Raw genomic sequence first — 18,137 nt, 5'->3', positions numbered from 1 at the left:
ACCGGTCACGAAGGGCCGGGCTGCTCGCCGCGGAATCCCGGCCCCAGGTCCGTCACACCGGCGCACACGTGGTCCCTGAACACCCGCGCCGCGGGGGTCAGCCGCTCGCCCGCCGGCCAGCTCACGCCGATCGTCCTGAACAGCGGCGGCGACAGGGGGATCTCCATGACCCCGGCGACTGAGCCGGGCGGCCCGGAGCGGGGCAGGATCGCCACCCCCAGCCCCGCCGCCACGAGCCCGCGCACGGTCTCCGACTCCTGCCCCTCGAACACGATCCGCGGTTCGAATCCCGCCCTGGCGCACAGGTCGTCGGTGATCTGGCGCAGGCCGTACCCGGGTTCGAGCGTCACCAGTTCCTCCCCCGCCAGCTCGGCGGCCCGCACCCGCCTCCTGGCCGCGAACCGGTGCGAGCCCGGCACGGACAACACCAGCTCCTGGTCGGCGAGCCGCCTGCTGACCAGGCCCGGATCGTCCAGCGGCATGGGCGCGAGGAACACCAGGTCGATCTCGCCCTCGCGCGCGGCCCGCAACATGGTCTGCCGCGAGCCCTGCACCAGGCTGAACCGGATCCGGGGATGGCGCTCGCGGAAGTCGCGGATGAGGGAGGGGACGAGCGTGCGGCCGAGCAGGTGCAGGAAGCCGAGGACGACGCGGCCCGTGCCCGGGTCGGTCTCCTCGCGCACCTCACGGACGGCCGCGGTCACCGAGCCCAGCGCGCGGGCGGAGGCGGCGGCGAGCACGCGCCCGGCCCTGGTCAGGCGGATGCCGCGGCCCTCGGGGAGCACGAGCGGCGCGCCGACCAGGTCGGCGAGCGCGGCGAGGCGGCGGCTGGCGGTCGGCTGGGGGATGCCGAGCAGCTCGGCCGCGCGGGTCACGTGCCCGGTCTCGCCGACCGCCGCGACCAGCGCGAGGTCGGAGGCGAGGCGGGCGGCCAGCTGCTCGTCGGACTCATCCATCACGGTATGAATCATCGCCTGTTTCTGCATTGGACGTATCTATGTGCCGTGCTTAGCGTGGCGCGGGTGGTGGTCACTCAGGCTCAGGCTCTGCCCGCGGGCACGCGGCGGGTCAGCGCGGCCGTGGCGGCGGCCGGGGTGTCGTCGTTCGCCCTGCTGTACGCGCCGCAGCCGGTGCTGCCGCAGCTCGCAGGGGCGTTCCGGCTGGATCCGGGGAGCGCGTCGCTGGCCATCGGCGTGGCCACGACCGCGCTCGCCGTGACGGTGCTGCCGCTGGCCTGGCTCGCCGGGGTGGCGGGGCGGCGGCGGGTGATCCTCTGGTCGGTGCTGGGGTCGGCGGTGATCGGGCTGCTGCTGCCGCTGGCTCCGTCGTACCCCGTGCTGCTGGCGATGCGGGCGGTCCAGGGGGTGGCGGTCGCGGGGTTCGCCGGGGTGGCGGCGGCGTACCTGGCCGACCGGCTCGGCACGGCGCGGCTGCCGGGCGCGGTGGGCGCGATGATCGCGGGCAACACGATGGGCGGGATGCTCGGCCGGCTGGGCGCGGGCTTCGCCGCCGGCCCGCTGGGCTGGCACGGCGCGTTGTTCGCCGTGGCGAGCGTCGCCCTGCTGTGCGCGCTGTTCACCGCCCTGGCCCTCCCCCGCGACCAGTCCCCGCCCCCTGGCCACGGGCCGCGGCACCCCCACGTCGCGGCATCCGCGCCGTCGCGTGAGGGGCCGGGGCGGCCGGTGGCCGCCTACGCCGTCGGCGCGCTGGGCATGGGCGCGTTCGTGGCGCTGTACAACGCCGCCGGCTTCCGCCTGTCCGCGCCGCCGATCTCGCTCAGCACCGCCGCCGCGTCCCTGGTCTTCCTCGCGTACGCCATGGGCACCGCCTCGTCGGCCGCCGCCGGACGGGTGGCCGCCCGCCTCGGGCGTAGGCCCGCCCTCGTCACGGCGCTGATGGTCACGGTGGCCGGCGCCGTCATGACCGCCCATCCGGCGCTGCCGTTCGTCGTGCTCGGCTTCGCCGTGCTGACCGCCGGCTTCTTCGCCGCACACGCCATCGCGAACGCCTGGGTCACCGCCGATGCCGCGCCGCGGGCCCGCGGCCGGGCCGCCGGGATGTACACCCTGGCCTACTACCTGGGGAGCGGCGTGGGCGGCACCGCAGGGGGCATCGTTTACGGGCACGCGGGCTGGACCTGGCTGGTGGTCCTGACGTCGGCCTGGCTGCTGCTGGCGGGCCTGGCCGTCCTCGTGTCAGGCGCGGGGAGGGGACGACGGGTCAGACCGTGCGGGCCGCACGATCCGACCGCGCAGGCGCCGCAGGTCAGGCGGTGAGGGCGCGCTCGAGCGCGTCGGCCAGCCACAGGTGGGTCGAGCCGAGCGTGGCCTTCTCCCCGCTGACCTCGCTCACGAGCCGCCAGTAACGGCGGAAGCGCGGGTCGCGGTCGGGAGCCACGTTCGCCAGCAGTTCGCGCCGGAAGTCCGGGGTGTCGCCGACCCTCCGCACCGTGGCGTGCACCGCCACGAACCGGTCCAGCTCGGGCCCGGGACGCGGTGCCTCTCCTGCGATCACGAGCGGCTCGACCAGCGCGCACGCCTCGCCGACGCCGTACATCAGCTCGTCCTCGTCGTGGATCACCTTCACGTTCTCCAGCGCCCGCGCGCGCAGGAGGCGCGTCAGCGACCGGTCGGCGACCAGGGCGACCAGCTCCGCGTACGCGACGACCTGGGGCGGGGTCGGATGGGCGGGCGGGCCGGGAACGGCCATGGCCACGAACGACGCGAACATCTCGTCGGCGATGGGCGCCACCATCTGCCGCCGCCAGAACCCGACCAGCTCGTCGCGGGCGGCGGCGCCCTGCTCGGCCGCGGCCAGCAGATCCAGCCGGGCCGCCCGCTCGGCCGGGCCCGCCTCCTCGACGGCGCGCAGGGCGGCCCGCCGCCAGGCCAGCCCGGCGAGCTGGACGTCGAGCGCCGCGCGCTGCTCCGCCACCGCCTCGGCCACGGACCGCTCGCCGGCGAGCACGCGCGCGATGGCGGCCAGCCCCAGGCCGAGCCCGCGCAGCCGCCTGACCATGCCGAGCCGCTCCACCGCGGCGCCGTCGAACCTGCGGTGGCCCCCGGCACTGCGCACCGACTCGATGATGCCCTCGTCGCAGTAGAAGCGGATGGTCCGCACCGGTACGCCGGTCAGCGCCGCCAGATCGCCGATCCCGAGCGTGTCGTTGCTCACATCCACTTGAACCTCCACCGGACTGGAGTTTCTACGGTACCGGCGTACCCGTTGAGAGGATTTTTCGCCATGACGACACTGGACACCGCCCGGCTCGCGGAGGGGTTGCGGGAGCAGACGGCGAGGTTCGCCCGCGCGGTCACCGGCGGTGACCCGGACGCCCGGGTGCCGACGTGCCCGGAGTGGCGGCTGCGCGACCTGGCCGGGCACGTCGGGCACGCGCACCGGTGGGCGGCCGAGCTGGTGCGCGAGGCCGCGCCCGTGCCCATCGCCGATCCCGCCACGGACGATCCCGGTCCTCTGGACGCGTGGGCGCGGTGGCTGCGGGACGGCGCGGAGGAGGTGATCGGCGCGGTCCAGGAGGCGCCCGCCGGCGCCCGGGTCTGGTCGCTGACGGGTCCGACGCCGCCGGTGTTCTGGTTGCGCAGGATGCTGGGCGACACCGTCATCCACCACTATGACGCGGCGGCCACGACCGGCGCCTCGTTCGACGTCGCCGGCGACCTGGCGGCCGACGTGATCTCCGAGGGGATGGGGCTGCTGGCGGTGCCGGCCGCGGCGGAGTTCAGGCCGGAGCTGGCCGAGCTGCGGGGCCGGGGCGAGACGATCGTGCTGCGGCCGGACTCGGGGCAGGGCTGGATGATCACCAGGACGCCGGACGGAATCCGTTGCGATCGCGGGGGCGGCGACGGCGACGTCGTGGTGTCGGGCTCGGTGACGGAGCTCATGCTGGTGTTCACCCGGCGCGTGCCCCCGCGCGACGTCACGGGCGACCGCGCGCTGCTCGACCACTGGCTGGCGCACACCGCGTTCTAACCCCAGGCGATCCGCTCCTCCAGCAGCGCCTGCTGGGCGGGGTTGGCGGTCAGTGCGAGGGCGCGCTCGTCGGCCCGCCGGGCCTCCTCCCTGCGGCCGAGATCGCGCAGCAGCTCGGCGCGGGTGGCGTGGAGGAGCGGGTAGCGGCCCAGCGCCTCGCCGAGGTCTTTGAGCTCGGTGAACGCCGCCTCCGGGCCGTCCACGTACCGCAGGGCGATGGCGCGGTTGAGCCGGGCCACGGGCGACGGGGCGAGGCAGAGCAGCATGTCGTAGAGCATGACGATCTGCCGCCAGTCGGTGCCCGCCCATGACGCGGCCTCGGCGTGGCAGGCCGCGATGGCCGCCTGCAGCTGGTACGGCCCGGGACGCCGATGTGCGCGTGCCGTCCGGGTCAGGAGCCGGATCGTGTCCTCGATGGCGGCGTGGTCCCACAGGGAGCGGTCCTGGTCGGCCAGCAGCACGAGCCGGCCGTCGGCGCCGAACCTGGCGGCGCCGCGGGCCCGGTGCAGCCGGATGAGGGCCAGCAGCCCGGCCGCCTCGGGCTCGTCCGGCATCAGCCCGGCCAGCAGCGAGGCCAGCCACTCGGCGTCGTCGACCAGGTCACGCGCCTGGGCCCGCTCCAGCGTGCTGGACAGGTAGCCCTCGTTGAACAGCAGGTAGATGACGGTGAGCACCTCGCGCAGCCGCTCCGGCCGCTCCCCCGCCGCCGGCACGCGGTACGGGATGCCCGCCTCCGCGATCTTCCTCTTGGCGCGGGTGATGCGCTGGGCCACCGTGCTCTCCCGGGTCAGGAACGCGGCGGCGATCTGCGCGGTCGTCAGCCCGCACACCACCCGCAGCGTGAGCGCGACCTGCGCCTGCCGCGGCAGCGCGGGATGGCAGCAGGTGAAGATCAGCCGGAGCCGGCCGTCGGGTTCGCCAGGCTCCGGCACGCACAGCCGGGCCAGCTTGTCGCGGTGGTTGCTCTCGCGGCGCAGCAGGTCGAGGCCGCGCCGCCGGGCCACGGTGTACAACCACGCCTCGGGCCGCTCCGGCACGCCGTCCTCCGGCCAGCGCACCAGGGCCTTCTCCACCGCGTCCTGCACCAGGTCCTCGGCGGCGGAGAAGTCGCCCAGCAGCGTCACCAGCGAGGCGGCCAGCCGGCCGGCGTGCTCGCGCACCACGCGGGCCAGTGCGGCGTGGGAGACGTCCGTCATGACCGCTCCTTCTCGTGTTCCCCGGTGTCCATCGTCCCATTTCCCTTCGTTCGTCATGGGACAGACGATCGGGGGTCCGCCGTCCGCGACATCAGGTCAGAGTTCGACGTGGGTTTCGGGATCGCCGCCGAGCCGTCCACCGCCGTCGAGCTCGGCCATCCTCGCCATCTCCGCGTCCGACAGGCTGAAGTCGAACACCTCCAGGTTCTGCCGCATGCGCTCGGGGTGGGCCGACTTGGGGATCGGCACGGCGCCGAGCTGCAGGTGCCAGCGGAGCACGACCTGCGCGGGGGTGCGCGCATGGGTGATGGCGAGGTCGGTGACGACGGGTTCGTCGAGCAGCTTGGAGCCGCTGCCGAGCGGGCTCCACGACTGGGTGACGATGTCGTGCTCGGCGTGCCAGGCGCGCAATTCACGCTGCGCCAGGCCGGGGTGGAGCTCGACCTGGTTGACGGCCGGCAGGACGCCGGTCGCCTCGGCCAGCCGCTCGATCTGCGCGGGGGTGAAGTTGGAGACGCCGATGGAGCGGGCCAGGCCCCGCTCGCGCAACTCGACGAAGGCGCGCCAGGTGTCGACGTAGAGGTCGCGACCCGGCAGCGGCCAGTGGATCAGGTACAGGTCGACGTAGTCGAGGCCGAGCCTGGCCCGGCTCTCCTCGAAGCCCTGCATGGCGGCGTCGTAGCCGTGGTGGGATCCGCGCAGCTTCGTGGTGATGAACAGGTCGTCGCGGGCCACGCTCGCCTCGGCCACGGCGGCTCCCACGCCGGTCTCGTTGCCGTAGCTGGCGGCGGTGTCGATCAGCCGGTAGCCGAGCGATATGGCGTGTCTCACGGCCTGGTGCGCTCCGTCGTCGTTCATGGGCCACGTGCCCAGACCGAGACGCGGCATCGGGCGGCCGTCGCAAAGCATGATGGTCATGGCCACATCCTTGCCCGATGCCCACCCAAAACAACCACTTTTGTCGCATTCGTCCCCCGCGTCGCTCTGGGCAGGGTCAGCCCTCGATGTAGCGCAGGACGGCCAGCACCCGACGGCTGTAGCCGGGGTCGCGGGGCAGGTCGAGCTTGTCCATGATGGCGTTGACGTGCTTCTCCACGGTGCTGAGCGAGACGTGCAGGCGCTCGGCGATGGCGGCGTTGACGAAGCCCTGCGCCAGGTGCCGCAGCACCTCGCCCTCACGCGGGCTCAGCCTGCTCAGCGGGTCGGCGTGGGTGGTGCGGGCGACCTGCTGCGACTGCTCCTGAGCGCGTCCGTCAGGGGTCGGTGACGGTCTTGGCGATGTCGAACGACTGGCCCGTCACGTCCTCCTCAGCCAGCCGGTACGCCTCCACGATGGCCTCGCTCAGCGCCTTCGAGCCCAGCCGCATGGCGCGGGGGTCGATGTGCAGCGCGGCCAGCGACCCGGCGGGCGTGACCTCGAGGGCGACCTGCCCGCCCGCGCTCTCGCCGCGTCCCCTGGTCTCCTGCAGCCGGCGGGTTACCTCCTCGAACCCGGCCGTCTGGGCGGCCATCTCGGCGAGGACGCGGTCGAGCTCGGGGTCGCCGGTGGGCGGTGGTGTGATCAACTCGCTCCTCGGTCAGCGTTTGAAGATGAACGCTCTCGGCGCGTGCGCCATCGCCGAGCGCAGGGATCCCGCCGCGCTCAGCTCCCCGCTGATGACGAGGGGGTAGATGGTGGACGCCGAGAGGGTGCGGCGGAAGAACCGGCCTGCCGAGCCGGTGCCCAGCAGCGTCTCCGTGACCCTCGTGGCGGGGAAGAACCTGCGCACGTCGCTCAGGGCCTTGATGCCGCCGTTGTAGGCCAACTCGGCGACGAAGTGCTTGCCCGCGTACTCGAAGAGGTTGCCCATCGGCTGGCCGGTGGCGGCGGAGCTGGCGGCGTGCACGCCGGTCTTGAGCACGGCCCACGTGGCGGAGTCGGCCAGCGCGTCGAGCCCTTCGCGCACCATGTAGGTGCCGACGCGGCGCTTGCCCATCCGCTGTTCCAGGATCATCTTGACGATCTTCTGGAACAGGGTGCGCTCCAGCTTGGCCCTGGCGACCAGCATGTTGAACGCGCGTTGCGCCGCGAACCTGGCCGCCGGATAGATGAAGCCGAACATCATGGTGAAGGCGAGGGCGGCCAGCTGGGTGCCGATGATCCAGAGTTGTTCCCGGTGGCTGTCGACCGCGTCGGCGTACTCGTCGCAGCCGTCGGCCAGCTCGTGCAGTTCCTCCTGCAGGGCCCTGTAGCGGGGGGCGAGCTCCAATGGCCACACGTCCGCGAACCGGTCCACGGCCCGGCTGTCGTTCTGGCTGCGGGCCGCGGCGACGGCCATCTCGGTGCGGGCGGCGACCCTGCCGATCGAGCCGGCCAGGTCGCGCAGGGCCTTGGCGCGTGCCCTCAGGTTGGACGTGTCGGCCTCGGGCACGTGCACTTCGGCGAACCAGGCGAGCGCCTGGAAGGGGTCGAGCATCAGGCGCCGTCCCTGGGCGGTGGCGCCTGCGGGATCGGCGGCTGAGCGAGGTCGGGGATCTCTGGAAGCGACCGGATGATCTGCTGTTCCAGGTAGTCCCACAGCTCTTCGAAGTCGCGCAGGCCGGCCGCCGAGACGAAGCTCTTGTCCGCGATGCGGCGCATGGCGTCGGTCAGGGAGTCGTAGCCGTCGGCGTACCACTCGGCGAACGTGCGGCCCTGGTCGTCACCGCCGACCAGGCCGGACGTGCCGGCCAGCGCCGTGGCCCCGCGCTGTAACGCCACCACCTCGTCGCCGGTCTTGTCGAAGAGCCAGGCGAGTTCGCGGATCGACCGCCAGTCGATCTGGACCTGGTCGCGGGAGCACTCGGCCGGGGACTGCGGGGCCTGTCCGGCGGGCGCGCGCTCCGGCGGCAGGGCGGGGTCGCTCGTCGCGCTCTCCGGCGGGGACGGCGTGCCGCTCGGGGTGCCCGAAGGAGTGGGGGTTTCCGACGGCGTCGGCATCTCGGAAGGAGTCGGCGTCTCGGAAGGAGTCGGCGTCTCGGAAGGAGTCGGCGTCTCGGAAGGCGTGGGCGTTTCCGACGGCGTCGGGGATCCCGGCGGGCTGGGTGGCCCGGTGGGCGAGGCTGTGGGGCCGGGGGTGGTTGCCGGGCCGGACTCACTGGACGGATCCGCCATCGACCCCTCCTTCACCAGTAGGCGATCACGCGACGACAGGAAGACAGTGACGGCGACGAACCTCGCACAGGGCTAATCTCCAGGAATATAACGCTAATTCATGTTAAAAGGGCGTTCATCCACGAGGGAGGTTCCGCGAGCAGTTCGCCCAGCTCATCGATCGCCTCTCCCTCGACGGTCCCCGTACGGGCCGCGTCCTCGACGCGCTGGCACAGCGCCGCCTCGCGGACGGCGCCGACGGTCGCGCAGGCGCTCTTGAGCCGGTGGGCGAGCGCGCCCGTCTCCTCCGCGTCGCCGGCCTCCCCCGCCCGCCGCAGTTCGTCGAACGTTCTCGTCGCGGTGGCGAGGTATGCCTGCGCCACGTCGGCGACCGCCTCCGGCGACAGACCCGCCAGTTCCGGCGGCAGGCTCGAGTACGCCGCCCACTCCGGGATCCTGGCCAGCACCCTGGGCCAGTCGACCGGCTTGGCCAGGTGGTCGTCCATGCCCGCCTCCAGGCACCGGATCCGGTCGTCCGGCATGGCCGCCGCGGTCATCGCGATGATCGGGGTGTGCCCCTCCTCCCGGCCGCGGATCTCCGCGGTCGCGGCCAGCCCGTCGAGCACGGGCAGCTGGCAGTCCATGAACACGAGGTCGTAGCCGCCGGCCAGCACGGCCCGCACGGCCTGCTCGCCGTCGTCCACGGTCTCGACCTCGTGCCCGGCCTGCTCCAGGATGAGCATCGCCACCTGGCGGCTCACCTCGTCGTCCTCGGCCACCAGGATGCGCGTGCCGCCGTCCTTCCCCTCGGCCTGCGCGCCCTCACCGGGATCGCCGGGGGCGTCGGCGGTGCCCAGGGCGTTCTCCACGGCGGCGAGCAGCCGGCGGCGGCTGAGCGGCCGGGTGATCGACTGCACGGCGCGCTCCCCCGAGGCGCCCGGCCAGGCGAACCCCGAGCGGCCCGGCGTCACGACCACGACGACGCTGGTGGCCTGGAGCAGCGGGTCGGTGAGGATCACGTGCGCGAGCGACTCCGTCTCGCCGAGGTCCAGGGCGACGACCGCCAGCTCGTACGGCCGCCCGCTCTCGGCGGCGGCCCGTAGCAGCGTCAGCGCGGACGCCTCGTCCTTGGTCTCCTCGACGGCGAGCCCCGCCTCCGTCAGGGACCTCCCTGCCAGGGTGCGGTCCTGGGGACGCGGGTCGGCGACGAGCGCGCGCCGCCCCTCCAGCGCCTCGGGCTTCGGCTCCGACCAGGTCAGGACGTCGACCGGCAGGGTCGCCCAGAACCGGCTGCCCACGCCCTCCACGCTGTCCAGCCCGATCCGCCCGCCCATGAGCTCGATGAGCTGCCTGCTGATGGCCAGGCCCAGGCCGCTGCCGCCGGTCCTGCGGGTGATCGGCGAGTCGACCTGGCGGAAGACGCCGAAGACCCGGTCACGGTCGTCGGGGCCGACGCCGATCCCGGTGTCGGCGACCGCGAACCGCAGCACCGCCCGTTCGTCGCCGGGGCTGCCCTCGTCCAGCGTCACGTGCAGGTCGACCCCGCCCTGGACGGTGAACTTGAGCGCGTTGCCGACCAGGTTCGTGAGCACCTGGCGCAGCCGGGCGGGGTCGCCGGCCACCTGCCGCGGCACGCCCTCGTCGAGCCGGAGCGTGAGCCAGAGCCCCTGCTCGTAGGCGTGCGGCGCGAAGGGCGCGACCACCTCGTCGCAGAGCCGCGGGAGGTCGAACGGCGCCGCCTCGACCTGCAGGTGGCCCGCCTCGATCCTGGACAGGTCGAGGAAGTCGTCGAGCAGGCGCAGCACGTTCCGGGCCGCGCCCTGGGCCGTGGTGGTGTAGTGGCGCTGCTCGTCGTCCAGCCGGGTGCCCATGAGCAGGGAGTTCATGCCGAGCACGCCGTTGATCGGGGTGCGGATCTCGTGGCTGATCTTGGCGAGGAACTCGGACTTCGCGCTGGAGGCGTTGACCGCGTCGTCCCTGGCGGCGGCCAGCTCGGCCGCGTACCTGGCCAGCGTGGCCTGCGCCCGGCGGCGGCCGTGCTCGCTGCGGATCTGCAGGCCGAGGCCGATGAGGATGAGCAGCGCCAGCAGGGCCGCGACGGCGAGCACGTTGGACCTGAGCTGTTCGGCGGAGGCCAGCGCCGCGGCGGCCGGCACCTCGGCGGTGACCGTCCAGCCGATGCCGGGGATCGGCTCGGACGCCGACAACACTGTGCCGTCGATGCCGCGGAACGTGCCGTTCCAGGTGCGCCCGGCGAGCGCCGCGTCGACCCGCGGGTCCTCGCGCAGGGAGGTGAGGGCGTAGAGCTTCCTGCCGGGGTCGGCGACGAGCACGCCGGCCTGGTCGGTGATCAGCAGCCTGATGCCCTGCGCGTTCGCGGCCTGCTCGGCGAACTTCTGGATGGCGTCCAGGCTGTAGACGACCGTGAGGATGCCGAGCATGCGCTCGCCGTCGGCGCTCGGGATGGGCGCGGCCACGGCGACGGCCCTGGACACGCCGACCATCGTCGGCGTGTACGCCTGCGAGACGTGGGCCTGCCGCCGGTCGCGCACGGCGCGGTACCAGTCGGTGTTGCCGATGTCCTGGGGCAGGCCGCTCGGCGGTTCGGCGCCCATCATGTCGCCGTCGGGCGTGATCAGGATGAGGCCGCTGACGCCGTCGCGCTGCCGTTCGAGCTGGTCGAGGAAGCCGCGCATGGACGTCGTGGTGACGCGCCCGACGGCCTCGCGGACCTGGGGGCGTTGCGCGAACGCGGTGACGAGCTGTTTGAGGGAGTCCATCTGCTGCTCCACCACGACCCGGCTCACCGAGGCGGTGGTCCTGACCCGGTCGGTGACCTCGTCCCGCACCGCCCGCTCCGACAGGGAGATGCTGGAGGAGGTGAGCAGTGCCAGGGGCAGCAGGCCGAGTAACGTCCACAGGGCCGTGACCGCGAGCAGCCATCTCACCGGCGTCCGTCCCTTCCCGCTGTCGTCCGCGTACAGACTAGGAGGAAACGGGCGTCAACGGCGGATCGTGATGAGCATAACGAGCAAAAGTCGATCTTTTGTGATAAAAGCCTCCTAAGCTGCTAGAACCCCCTAACAGCTGGACGAGGAGCGTGGCGATGCCTGAGCCCAGGGACATCACCGTTCTCATCGTGGACGACGATCCGGTCGTCACCGCGGCACTGCACGCGCAGGTGAACCGGGTCCTGGGCTTCAGGGTGGTGGGCATCGCCCACAGCGGGCACGCGGCGCTCGCCGCCGCCGCCCGCTTCGCGCCCCGGCTGGTCCTGCTCGACCTGCACCTGCCGGACCTGCCGGGGCTGGAAGTGGCGCACCGGCTGCGCCGGCCCGACCAGCCGCCCGCCGACGTCATCGTGATCTCCGGCCGCAAGGAGTCCGCCACGGTCCGCGCGGCCATCCAGCGCGGCGCCCTGTACTACCTGGTCAAGCCGACCCGGGCGGGCACGCTGGAGCAGACGCTGCTGCGGTACGCGGCGACGGTCGCGCAGCTGGAGTCAGGGGGCCGCTTCGCCGAACAGCAGGAGATCGACCGGATCTTCCGCTCGCTCCACCTCGACCAGGGATCCCGGCCCAAGAGCATCTCCGCCGCCACCGAGCAGGCGGTGCTCGACGCGCTGGCCGGCGTCGACGAGGACGCCTCCGCGCACGAGCTCGGCGAGCTGATCGGCGTCAGCCGGGCCACCGCCCGCCGCTATCTGGAGCACCTGGCCGAGCGCGGCCTGGTGGAGGGGCGGCCGAGATACGGCCCCACCGGGCGCCCGCAGCACCGGTACCGCGTACGGTGACCGCGCTCAGGGCTCTGCTCGCCGTGCTGTTATGCCTGCTGGCCGCGGGTTGCGGCGAGGCGAGCCCGTTCCCCGAGGGCTCCACCATGAAGCGAATCAGGGATCGCGGCGTCCTCACCGTGGGCATCAAGTTCGACCAGCCGCTGTTCGGCTACAAGGACCCGGCCAGCGGGCGGATCACCGGCTTCGACGCGGAGATCGCCCGGCTGGTGGCCAAGGACCTCACCGGCAGCGAACGCAACATCCGCTTCGTCGAGACCGTGTCACGCGAGCGGGAGAACTTCCTCAAACAGGAGGTCGTGGACCTCGTCATCGCCACGTACTCGATCACGCCGGCCCGGGCCGAGCTGGTCACCTTCACCGACCCGTACTACTACGCCGGGCAGGACATGCTGGTCAGGTCCGGCGACTCCACCATCCGCGAGGTGTCCGACCTCGACGGCAAGCGGGTCTGCACGGCCAAGGGCTCCACGTCCGTCGATCGGCTGCGCACCCTGCTGCCCGGCGCCGACCTCGAGGTCGTCGACGTCTACAGCGTGTGCGTGCCGGCGCTCATCTCCGGGCGCATCGACGCGGTCAGCACCGACGACACCATCCTGTACGGGCTGATGGCCCAGCATCCCGACACGCTGCGGCTCGTGGGCAAGCCGTTCGGGCGCGAGCCGTACGGGATGGGGGTCCGCAAGCAGGACACGGTCTTCCGCGACTACCTCAACGGCCTGATCGCGGGCTGGCTGCGTGACGGGCAGTGGGACCGCGCCTTCATGTCCACGATCGGGGTCTCCGGCGCCACTTCGGAATCGTCGAAACCCCGCTGATCGCTGAGCAGAACGCTCACAAGCCTGTGCGCGGAACACGCGCCTCCTACGGTTACGCCAACGCTGACCGACACGAGGAGCGTGACGCATGACCCAGGCGGACCTGATCGTCCTGGACCAGGTCAACAAGCGCTACGGCGAGCACCATGTGCTCAAGGACGTGAACCTGACCGTCAAGCAGGGCGAGGTCGTAGTGATCATCGGCCCGTCCGGGGCGGGCAAATCGACCCTGTGCCGCGCGATCAACCGGCTGGAGACCATCGACTCCGGCGTGATCAGCGTGGACGGGACCCCGCTGCCCGCCGAGGGGCGGCAGCTCGCCCGGCTCCGCGCCGAGGTGGGCATGGTCTTCCAGTCCTTCAACCTGTTCGCGCACAAGACCGTCCTGGACAACGTCGTCCTCGGGCAGGTCCACGTGCTCAGGCGGCCCAAGGACGAGGCCGTGCGCAAGGCCCGGGAACTGCTCGACCGGGTCGGCATCGGCGGCCAGGCGGCCAAGTTCCCCGCCCAGCTCTCCGGCGGGCAGCAGCAGCGGGTGGCCATCGCCAGGGCGCTGGCCATGGACCCCAAGGTGATCCTCTTCGACGAGCCCACCTCCGCGCTCGACCCCGAGATGGTCAACGAGGTGCTCGAGGTGATGACGGCGCTGGCGCGCGACGGCATGACCATGGTCGTCGTCACCCACGAGATGGGCTTCGCCAGGCGCGCGGCCGACCGCGTGGTGTTCATGGCCGACGGCGAGATCGTCGAGCAGGACACCCCTGACGGTTTCTTCGGCGCCCCGAGCAGCGAGCGCGCCCAGTCCTTCCTCGCCAAGATCCTCACGCACTAAGGAGTGTCATGTTCGGCAGATCCCTCTATGCCGTTTTCGCCGTCGTCACGCTGGCCACCGCCTGCGGCGGCGGCCAGGAGAGCTACGCCTCCGTCGTGGACAAGGCCAAGAACGAGAAGAAGCTGGTCATCGGCGTGAAGGCGGACCAGCCCGGGCTCGGGCTGCGCACCCCCAACGGCGACTTCTCCGGATTCGACATCGAGGTCGCCACCTACGTCGCCAAGCAGCTCGGGGTCGAGGCGAAGGACATCACCTGGAAGGAGACCGTCTCCGCCAACCGGGAGGCGTTCATCGAGCAGGGCCAGGTGGACATGGTGGTGGCCACGTACTCCATCACCGACGCCAGGAAGCAGAAGGTGTCCTTCGCCGGGCCGTACTTCGTGGCCGGGCAGGACCTGCTGGTGCGAGCCGCCGACGCGGCGCTGACCGGCCCGGAGGCGCTCAACGGCAAGAAGTTGTGCTCCGTCGCCGGCTCCACCCCGGCGCAGAAGGTCAAGACGGAGTACGCCAAGGAGGTGCAGCTGCAGGAGGAGCGGACGTACTCGGCGTGCGTGGACCGCGTCCTCGGGGGCCAGCTCGACGCCATCACCACCGACGACGTGATCCTCGCCGGCTACGCCGCCCAGCACGGCGGCAAGCTCAAGGTGGTCGGCAAGCCGTTCAGCACCGAGAAGTACGGCATCGGGCTGAAGAAGGACGACACGGCCGGGCGCAAGGCGGTCAACGACGCGCTGGAGAAGATGTTCTCCGACGGGAGCTGGACGAAGGCGCTGCAGGCCAGCGTCGGCTCCTCGGGCTTCACCCTGCCGGAGGCCCCGAAGCTGGAGCGGTACTGATCCCATGGACGCGCTGCTGATCGAGGGCGACACCGTCCTCGCCGCGTTCTGGATGACGGTACGGCTGACGGCCGTCAGCGCGCTCGGCTCGCTCGTGCTGGGGGTCCTGCTGACGGCCATGCGGGTGGCGCCGCTGGCCTCCCTGCGCGGCGCCGCGAGCGTCTACGTGTCCGTGGCCCGCAACACGCCGCTCACCCTCGTGCTGCTCTTCACCGGGCTCGGCGTCGGCGCGAACCTCGGGGTGGAGCTGTCCGACGACATCGCGACCAACAACTTCTGGCTCGCCGTCATCGGGCTGACCGCCTACACCTCGGCGTTCGTCTGCGAGGCCCTGCGCTCCGGGCTCAACACGGTGCCGGTCGGCCAGGCCGAGGCCGCCAGGTCGCTGGGGCTCGGTTTCATCAAGACGCTCGGGCTCATCACGCTGCCGCAGGCGTTCCGCTCCGTCGTGGCGCCGCTGGGCAGCATCATGATCGCGCTGACCAAGAACACCACGATCGCGCTGGTGGTGGGCGTGAGCGAGGCGTCCGTGCGGATGCGCGAGATGATCGAGACGTACGGGGACCAGGTGATCGAGATCTTCTTCGGCTTCGCCGCCGGATTCGTGCTGCTGTGCCTGCCCATGGGGCTGGCGTTCGGCTGGTTGTCGCGGCGGATGGCGGTGGCACGATGACGTACGCGAACCTCTACGAGCCCCCCGGGCCGCGCGGGATCCGGCGCAACCGGACGCTGGCCGCGGGCGTGGCGATCGTGCTGCTGGCGCTGGCGTACTTCGTCTTCGTGCGCTTCGACGAGAAGGACCAGTGGGCCGCCGACAAGTGGACCCCGCTGCTGCGCGGCGACGTGTGGGCCACGTTCATCCTGCCCGGCCTGGCCGGGACGCTGGCCGCGGCCGTGGCCGGAGTGGTGCTGGCCGGGCTGTTCGGGATCGTGTTCGCCACCGCCCGGATGTCCGACCACCGGTGGGTCCGGGTGCCCGCGGCCGCCGTGGTGGAGTTCTTCAGGTCCGTCCCGCTGCTCCTGCTCATCTTCTTCGCCTTCTTCGGGTCGTTCGCGCTGCTCGGCACGAACATCTCCGCCTTCAGCGCCGTCGTCTTCGGGCTCACCCTCTACAACGGGTCGGTGATCGCGGAGATCATCCGGGCCGGGGTGCAGAGCCTGCCGCGGGGCCAGCGGGAGGCGGCGTACGCGATGGGCATGCGCAAGGGGCAGGTGATGCGGCTCGTCCTGCTGCCGCAGGCGCTGCGGGCCATGATGCCGGCCCTGGTCAGCCAGTTCGTGGTGCTGCTGAAGGACTCGGCGCTCGGGCTGATCGTCGGCTATGACGAGCTGGTGGACCGGGGTCTGAACGGGATCGCGGCCAACTTCTCCAACGTCATCCCGGCGGCGATCCTCATCGCGGCCATCTTCATCCTCATCAACCTCAGCCTCGACCGCCTCGCGCACCGGCTGAGCGCCACCCGCCGTTCCTAACCCGGGCGCGGGGGGGCGCTCGGCGGGAGGCGGGCGGGATGTCGTACAAAGGGATGCATGCCGACACCCCCAGAGCCCATCAGGACCGGACCGTTCGCCGGGCGCACCGTGGCCGCGCTCGGCCAGGACCTGCGTGAGGGACGCACCACCGCGACCGAGCTGGCCCGGCAGGCGCTCGACGCCGTGGCCGGCCTCGACCCGGCGCTCAACGCGTTCGTCACCGTGGACGCCGCCGGTGCGCTGGAATCCGCCCGGCGGGCCGACGGCGAGCTGGCCGGAGGCACCGATCGGGGCCCGCTGCACGGCATCCCGGTCGGCGTGAAAGACCTCATCATGGTCGCCGGCCTGCCCACGACCATGGGGTCGCGGCACTTCTCGGGGCACGTCCCCGACCAGGACGCGGCCTGCGTGACGCGGCTCCGCCGGGCCGGTGGCGTCATCGTCGGCATGACCACGACCCACGAGTTCGCCTACGGCCCCACGGGCGACCGCTCGGCCACCGGGCCCTCACGCAACCCCTGGGATCCCGCCCGCATGTCGGGCGGCTCCAGCGGCGGCAGCGGGGCCGCGGTGGCGGCGGGCATGGTCCCGCTCGCGCTCGGCACCGACACGGGCGGCTCCGTCCGCATTCCGTCCGCGCTGTGCGGGATCGCCGGGTTCAAGCCCGCGTACGACGCCATCCCCGCGGAGGGCGTCTTCCCCCTGTCGCGCACGCTCGACCACGTCGGCGTCCTCGCCGGCGACGCCCGCGACTGCCTGCTGGCCTACCACGCTCTGACCGGGCAGGACGCGGGGCAGGTCGCCGGGCAGGACTCCGGGCAGGACGCAGGGCTGGACGCCGGCCGGGTGCGGGTGGCGTGGCTCGATCCGGCCGGGCTGTTCCCCGGGGACGCGCGCGTCGTGCGCGCGGTGCGGGCAGCGTCGGGGGTGGAGGAGGAGGTCCGGCTCCCCGCCGGCGTCGGCGGCGAGCTGCGGGAGACGTACACGACGATCCAGAGCTGCGAGGCCGCCGCCGTGCACGCCGACCGCCTCGCCGAGGCGCCCGAGCTGTTCGACTCCGAGGTGCTCGACCGCCTGCGGGCCGCCGCCGAGATGCCCGGCTGGCGGTACGTACGCGCCATGGCCGCCCGCGAGCGGCTGGCCCGGACGGTCGGGGAGCTGTTCGACCGCCATGACGTGCTCGTGTTGCCGGCCGTGCCGATCACCGCGCCCCTGATCGGCCGGCGCGAGACCGTGCTCGACGGGGAGAAGGTCGCCGTCCGGGCCGCCCTGCTGGCGTACACGAGCCCGTGGAACGTGCTCGGCCTGCCCGCGCTGACCGTACCGGCCGGCCCGGTGGACGGCCCGGTGGACGGCCTGCCGGTCGGGGTCCAGCTCGTCTGCCGCCCTGGACGGGAGTCGCTGCTGTTCGAGGTGGCCGCCCGCCTCGCCCGCCCCTGACTGCGTACACCCGGCGGGGACCCGGTTCTCTGCCCGGCAGCGGAACGGCCGGCGTCACGCCTCACCCGTCGCACCTTCGGTGCAGGCGGCACGCCCATCCCCTACCAAAGGCGGAGCCGCTCCCCTCCGGGGGAGGGCACGGCGCGACCGCGCGCCCGATGTGGCGGACCGGGCCGGCGGGAGAGGCTGGCCGTCATGGACACCTCCTCGAACGCCCCCGTGCACGCCGCCCCGGCCACCTCCATGAGCATCTCCGTCAGAAGGCTGCTCACCGCGCTCGGCGCGTCCGCGGCCGCGCTGGCCGCCTGGGTTCTGGCGGTCCCTGTGGCCGGAACCGCGCTGACCGTGCGGATGGGCGGCGGCATCCAGCAGGTCGGGCCGGCAGCGGTGGTGGTGGCGAGCCTGGCGGCCGGGCTGGCGGGCTGGGCGCTGCTGGCCGTTCTCGAGCGGTTCGCCGCCCGGGCCGGCCGGCTCTGGAAGGTCGTCGCCCTGGTCGTGCTCGCCCTGTCCCTGCTCGGCCCGCTGGGCAGCGCCGTCGGCACCGCCTCTACGCTGGTGCTGCTCCTGCTGCACCTGATCGTCGGCGCCGTGCTCGTTCCGGGGCTGGCCCGGCGATGACCGCGCTCCCGCCGGCACCACCACACAGG

The 18,137-nt window shown here is 72.8% G+C and carries 18 protein-coding genes and 1 pseudogene; 10 read left to right on the top strand and 9 right to left on the bottom strand.

From position 1 onward, the window contains the following. Nucleotides 1–5 precede the first annotated feature (5 nt). Nucleotides 6–956: a LysR substrate-binding domain-containing protein gene (locus tag ABGA98_RS16570; protein WP_347619459.1), complete on the bottom strand. Its 951-nt coding sequence runs from the start codon at nucleotides 954–956 to the stop codon at nucleotides 6–8. Nucleotides 957–1,022: 66 nt separating this feature from the next. Between ABGA98_RS16570 and ABGA98_RS16565 the strand changes: the two genes are divergently transcribed. Continuing rightward, nucleotides 1,023–2,276: an MFS transporter gene (locus tag ABGA98_RS16565; protein WP_347619186.1), complete on the top strand. Its 1,254-nt coding sequence runs from the start codon at nucleotides 1,023–1,025 to the stop codon at nucleotides 2,274–2,276. On the opposite strand, the gene ABGA98_RS16560 is transcribed toward ABGA98_RS16565, so the two are convergent. After that, on the bottom strand, nucleotides 2,266–3,180 hold the full coding sequence (locus tag ABGA98_RS16560; RefSeq protein WP_347619185.1) for a MerR family transcriptional regulator: 915 nt from the start codon (nucleotides 3,178–3,180) through the stop codon (nucleotides 2,266–2,268). The genes ABGA98_RS16565 and ABGA98_RS16560 overlap by 11 nt on opposite strands. Before the next feature lie 63 nt (nucleotides 3,181–3,243). Here ABGA98_RS16560 and ABGA98_RS16555 point away from each other — a divergent pair, with 63 nt between their 5' ends. Beyond that, complete coding sequence (locus ABGA98_RS16555; protein ID WP_347619184.1) at nucleotides 3,244–3,990, top strand: maleylpyruvate isomerase family mycothiol-dependent enzyme; 747 nt, start codon at nucleotides 3,244–3,246, stop codon at nucleotides 3,988–3,990. On the opposite strand, the gene ABGA98_RS16550 is transcribed toward ABGA98_RS16555, so the two are convergent. The 7 genes and pseudogenes from ABGA98_RS16550 to ABGA98_RS16520 all read right to left on the bottom strand — a co-directional run bounded on the left by ABGA98_RS16550 (nucleotide 3,987) and on the right by ABGA98_RS16520 (nucleotide 11,246). Then, nucleotides 3,987–5,186: a sigma-70 family RNA polymerase sigma factor gene (locus ABGA98_RS16550; protein WP_347619183.1), complete on the bottom strand. Its 1,200-nt coding sequence runs from the start codon at nucleotides 5,184–5,186 to the stop codon at nucleotides 3,987–3,989. The two genes, ABGA98_RS16555 and ABGA98_RS16550, sit on opposite strands and share 4 nt — an antisense overlap. 96 nt (nucleotides 5,187–5,282) lie before the next feature. Continuing rightward, nucleotides 5,283–6,104, bottom strand: coding sequence for an aldo/keto reductase (locus tag ABGA98_RS16545; protein ID WP_347619182.1), 822 nt, complete (start codon nucleotides 6,102–6,104; stop codon nucleotides 5,283–5,285). 76 nt (nucleotides 6,105–6,180) lie between these two features. Continuing rightward, nucleotides 6,181–6,417 (bottom strand): annotated as a pseudogene (locus tag ABGA98_RS16540) (LuxR C-terminal-related transcriptional regulator); the annotation flags it as partial. 22 nt (nucleotides 6,418–6,439) lie between these two features. Further along, entirely contained in the window at nucleotides 6,440–6,751 is a 312-nt protein-coding gene (locus tag ABGA98_RS16535) for a YbaB/EbfC family nucleoid-associated protein (protein ID WP_347619181.1), read from the bottom strand. 12 nt (nucleotides 6,752–6,763) lie between these two features. Continuing rightward, entirely contained in the window at nucleotides 6,764–7,642 is an 879-nt protein-coding gene (locus ABGA98_RS16530) for a hypothetical protein (RefSeq protein WP_347619180.1), read from the bottom strand. Beyond that, nucleotides 7,642–8,145: a hypothetical protein gene (locus ABGA98_RS16525; protein WP_347619179.1), complete on the bottom strand. Its 504-nt coding sequence runs from the start codon at nucleotides 8,143–8,145 to the stop codon at nucleotides 7,642–7,644. The genes ABGA98_RS16530 and ABGA98_RS16525 overlap by 1 nt, the downstream gene beginning before the upstream one ends. A gap of 272 nt (nucleotides 8,146–8,417) precedes the next feature. Then, nucleotides 8,418–11,246 carry a response regulator gene (locus ABGA98_RS16520; RefSeq protein ID WP_347619178.1) on the bottom strand — a complete coding sequence of 943 codons (2,829 nt, stop codon included), beginning with the start codon at nucleotides 11,244–11,246 and terminating at the stop codon, nucleotides 8,418–8,420. A 158-nt stretch (nucleotides 11,247–11,404) separates the two neighbouring features. On the opposite strand from ABGA98_RS16520, the gene ABGA98_RS16515 reads away from it, so the two are divergent. The 8 genes from ABGA98_RS16515 (at nucleotide 11,405) to ABGA98_RS16480 (ending at nucleotide 18,108) form a co-directional block, all read left to right on the top strand. Then, nucleotides 11,405–12,091, top strand: a complete 687-nt coding sequence (locus tag ABGA98_RS16515; protein WP_347619177.1) for a response regulator — start codon at nucleotides 11,405–11,407, stop codon at nucleotides 12,089–12,091. After that, on the top strand, nucleotides 12,088–12,909 hold the full coding sequence (locus ABGA98_RS16510) for a glutamate ABC transporter substrate-binding protein (RefSeq protein WP_347619176.1): 822 nt from the start codon (nucleotides 12,088–12,090) through the stop codon (nucleotides 12,907–12,909). The genes ABGA98_RS16515 and ABGA98_RS16510 overlap by 4 nt, the downstream gene beginning before the upstream one ends. Nucleotides 12,910–12,997: 88 nt before the next feature. After that, entirely contained in the window at nucleotides 12,998–13,741 is a 744-nt protein-coding gene (locus ABGA98_RS16505) for an amino acid ABC transporter ATP-binding protein (RefSeq protein WP_347619175.1), read from the top strand. A gap of 8 nt (nucleotides 13,742–13,749) precedes the next feature. Further along, nucleotides 13,750–14,577 (top strand): glutamate ABC transporter substrate-binding protein, encoded by an 828-nt coding sequence (locus ABGA98_RS16500; RefSeq protein ID WP_347619174.1) that lies wholly within the window; start codon nucleotides 13,750–13,752, stop codon nucleotides 14,575–14,577. 4 nt (nucleotides 14,578–14,581) lie between these two features. Further along, nucleotides 14,582–15,250: an amino acid ABC transporter permease gene (locus tag ABGA98_RS16495; protein ID WP_347619173.1), complete on the top strand. Its 669-nt coding sequence runs from the start codon at nucleotides 14,582–14,584 to the stop codon at nucleotides 15,248–15,250. Next, on the top strand, nucleotides 15,247–16,050 hold the full coding sequence (locus tag ABGA98_RS16490) for an amino acid ABC transporter permease (RefSeq protein WP_347619172.1): 804 nt from the start codon (nucleotides 15,247–15,249) through the stop codon (nucleotides 16,048–16,050). Before ABGA98_RS16495 ends, ABGA98_RS16490 begins: the two co-directional genes overlap by 4 nt. Nucleotides 16,051–16,107: 57 nt before the next feature. Continuing rightward, nucleotides 16,108–17,490 carry an amidase gene (locus ABGA98_RS16485; protein WP_347619171.1) on the top strand — a complete coding sequence of 461 codons (1,383 nt, stop codon included), beginning with the start codon at nucleotides 16,108–16,110 and terminating at the stop codon, nucleotides 17,488–17,490. A 195-nt stretch (nucleotides 17,491–17,685) separates the two neighbouring features. Next, entirely contained in the window at nucleotides 17,686–18,108 is a 423-nt protein-coding gene (locus ABGA98_RS16480) for a DUF6069 family protein (protein ID WP_347619170.1), read from the top strand. Nucleotides 18,109–18,137 lie beyond the last annotated feature (29 nt).

The sequence above is a fragment of the Nonomuraea sp. B1E8 genome (genome assembly GCF_039871515.1).
Taxonomy (GTDB): Bacteria; Actinomycetota; Actinomycetes; order Streptosporangiales; family Streptosporangiaceae; genus Nonomuraea.
This window is presented reverse-complemented; position numbering and strand designations above follow the sequence as displayed.

Coding starts and splice junctions, on each gene's coding strand:
- ABGA98_RS16505 (WP_347619175.1), top strand. CDS start 12,998: ATGACCCAGGCGGACCTGATCGTCCTGGACCAGGTCAACAAGCGCTAC.
- ABGA98_RS16570 (WP_347619459.1), bottom strand. CDS start 956: ATGGATGAGTCCGACGAGCAGCTGGCCGCCCGCCTCGCCTCCGACCTC.
- ABGA98_RS16530 (WP_347619180.1), bottom strand. CDS start 7,642: ATGCTCGACCCCTTCCAGGCGCTCGCCTGGTTCGCCGAAGTGCACGTG.
- ABGA98_RS16495 (WP_347619173.1), top strand. CDS start 14,582: ATGGACGCGCTGCTGATCGAGGGCGACACCGTCCTCGCCGCGTTCTGG.
- ABGA98_RS16555 (WP_347619184.1), top strand. CDS start 3,244: ATGACGACACTGGACACCGCCCGGCTCGCGGAGGGGTTGCGGGAGCAG.
- ABGA98_RS16485 (WP_347619171.1), top strand. CDS start 16,108: ATGCCGACACCCCCAGAGCCCATCAGGACCGGACCGTTCGCCGGGCGC.
- ABGA98_RS16525 (WP_347619179.1), bottom strand. CDS start 8,145: ATGCCGACGCCGTCGGAAACCCCCACTCCTTCGGGCACCCCGAGCGGC.
- ABGA98_RS16500 (WP_347619174.1), top strand. CDS start 13,750: ATGTTCGGCAGATCCCTCTATGCCGTTTTCGCCGTCGTCACGCTGGCC.
- ABGA98_RS16550 (WP_347619183.1), bottom strand. CDS start 5,186: ATGACGGACGTCTCCCACGCCGCACTGGCCCGCGTGGTGCGCGAGCAC.
- ABGA98_RS16490 (WP_347619172.1), top strand. CDS start 15,247: ATGACGTACGCGAACCTCTACGAGCCCCCCGGGCCGCGCGGGATCCGG.
- ABGA98_RS16545 (WP_347619182.1), bottom strand. CDS start 6,104: ATGACCATCATGCTTTGCGACGGCCGCCCGATGCCGCGTCTCGGTCTG.
- ABGA98_RS16480 (WP_347619170.1), top strand. CDS start 17,686: ATGGACACCTCCTCGAACGCCCCCGTGCACGCCGCCCCGGCCACCTCC.
- ABGA98_RS16515 (WP_347619177.1), top strand. CDS start 11,405: ATGCCTGAGCCCAGGGACATCACCGTTCTCATCGTGGACGACGATCCG.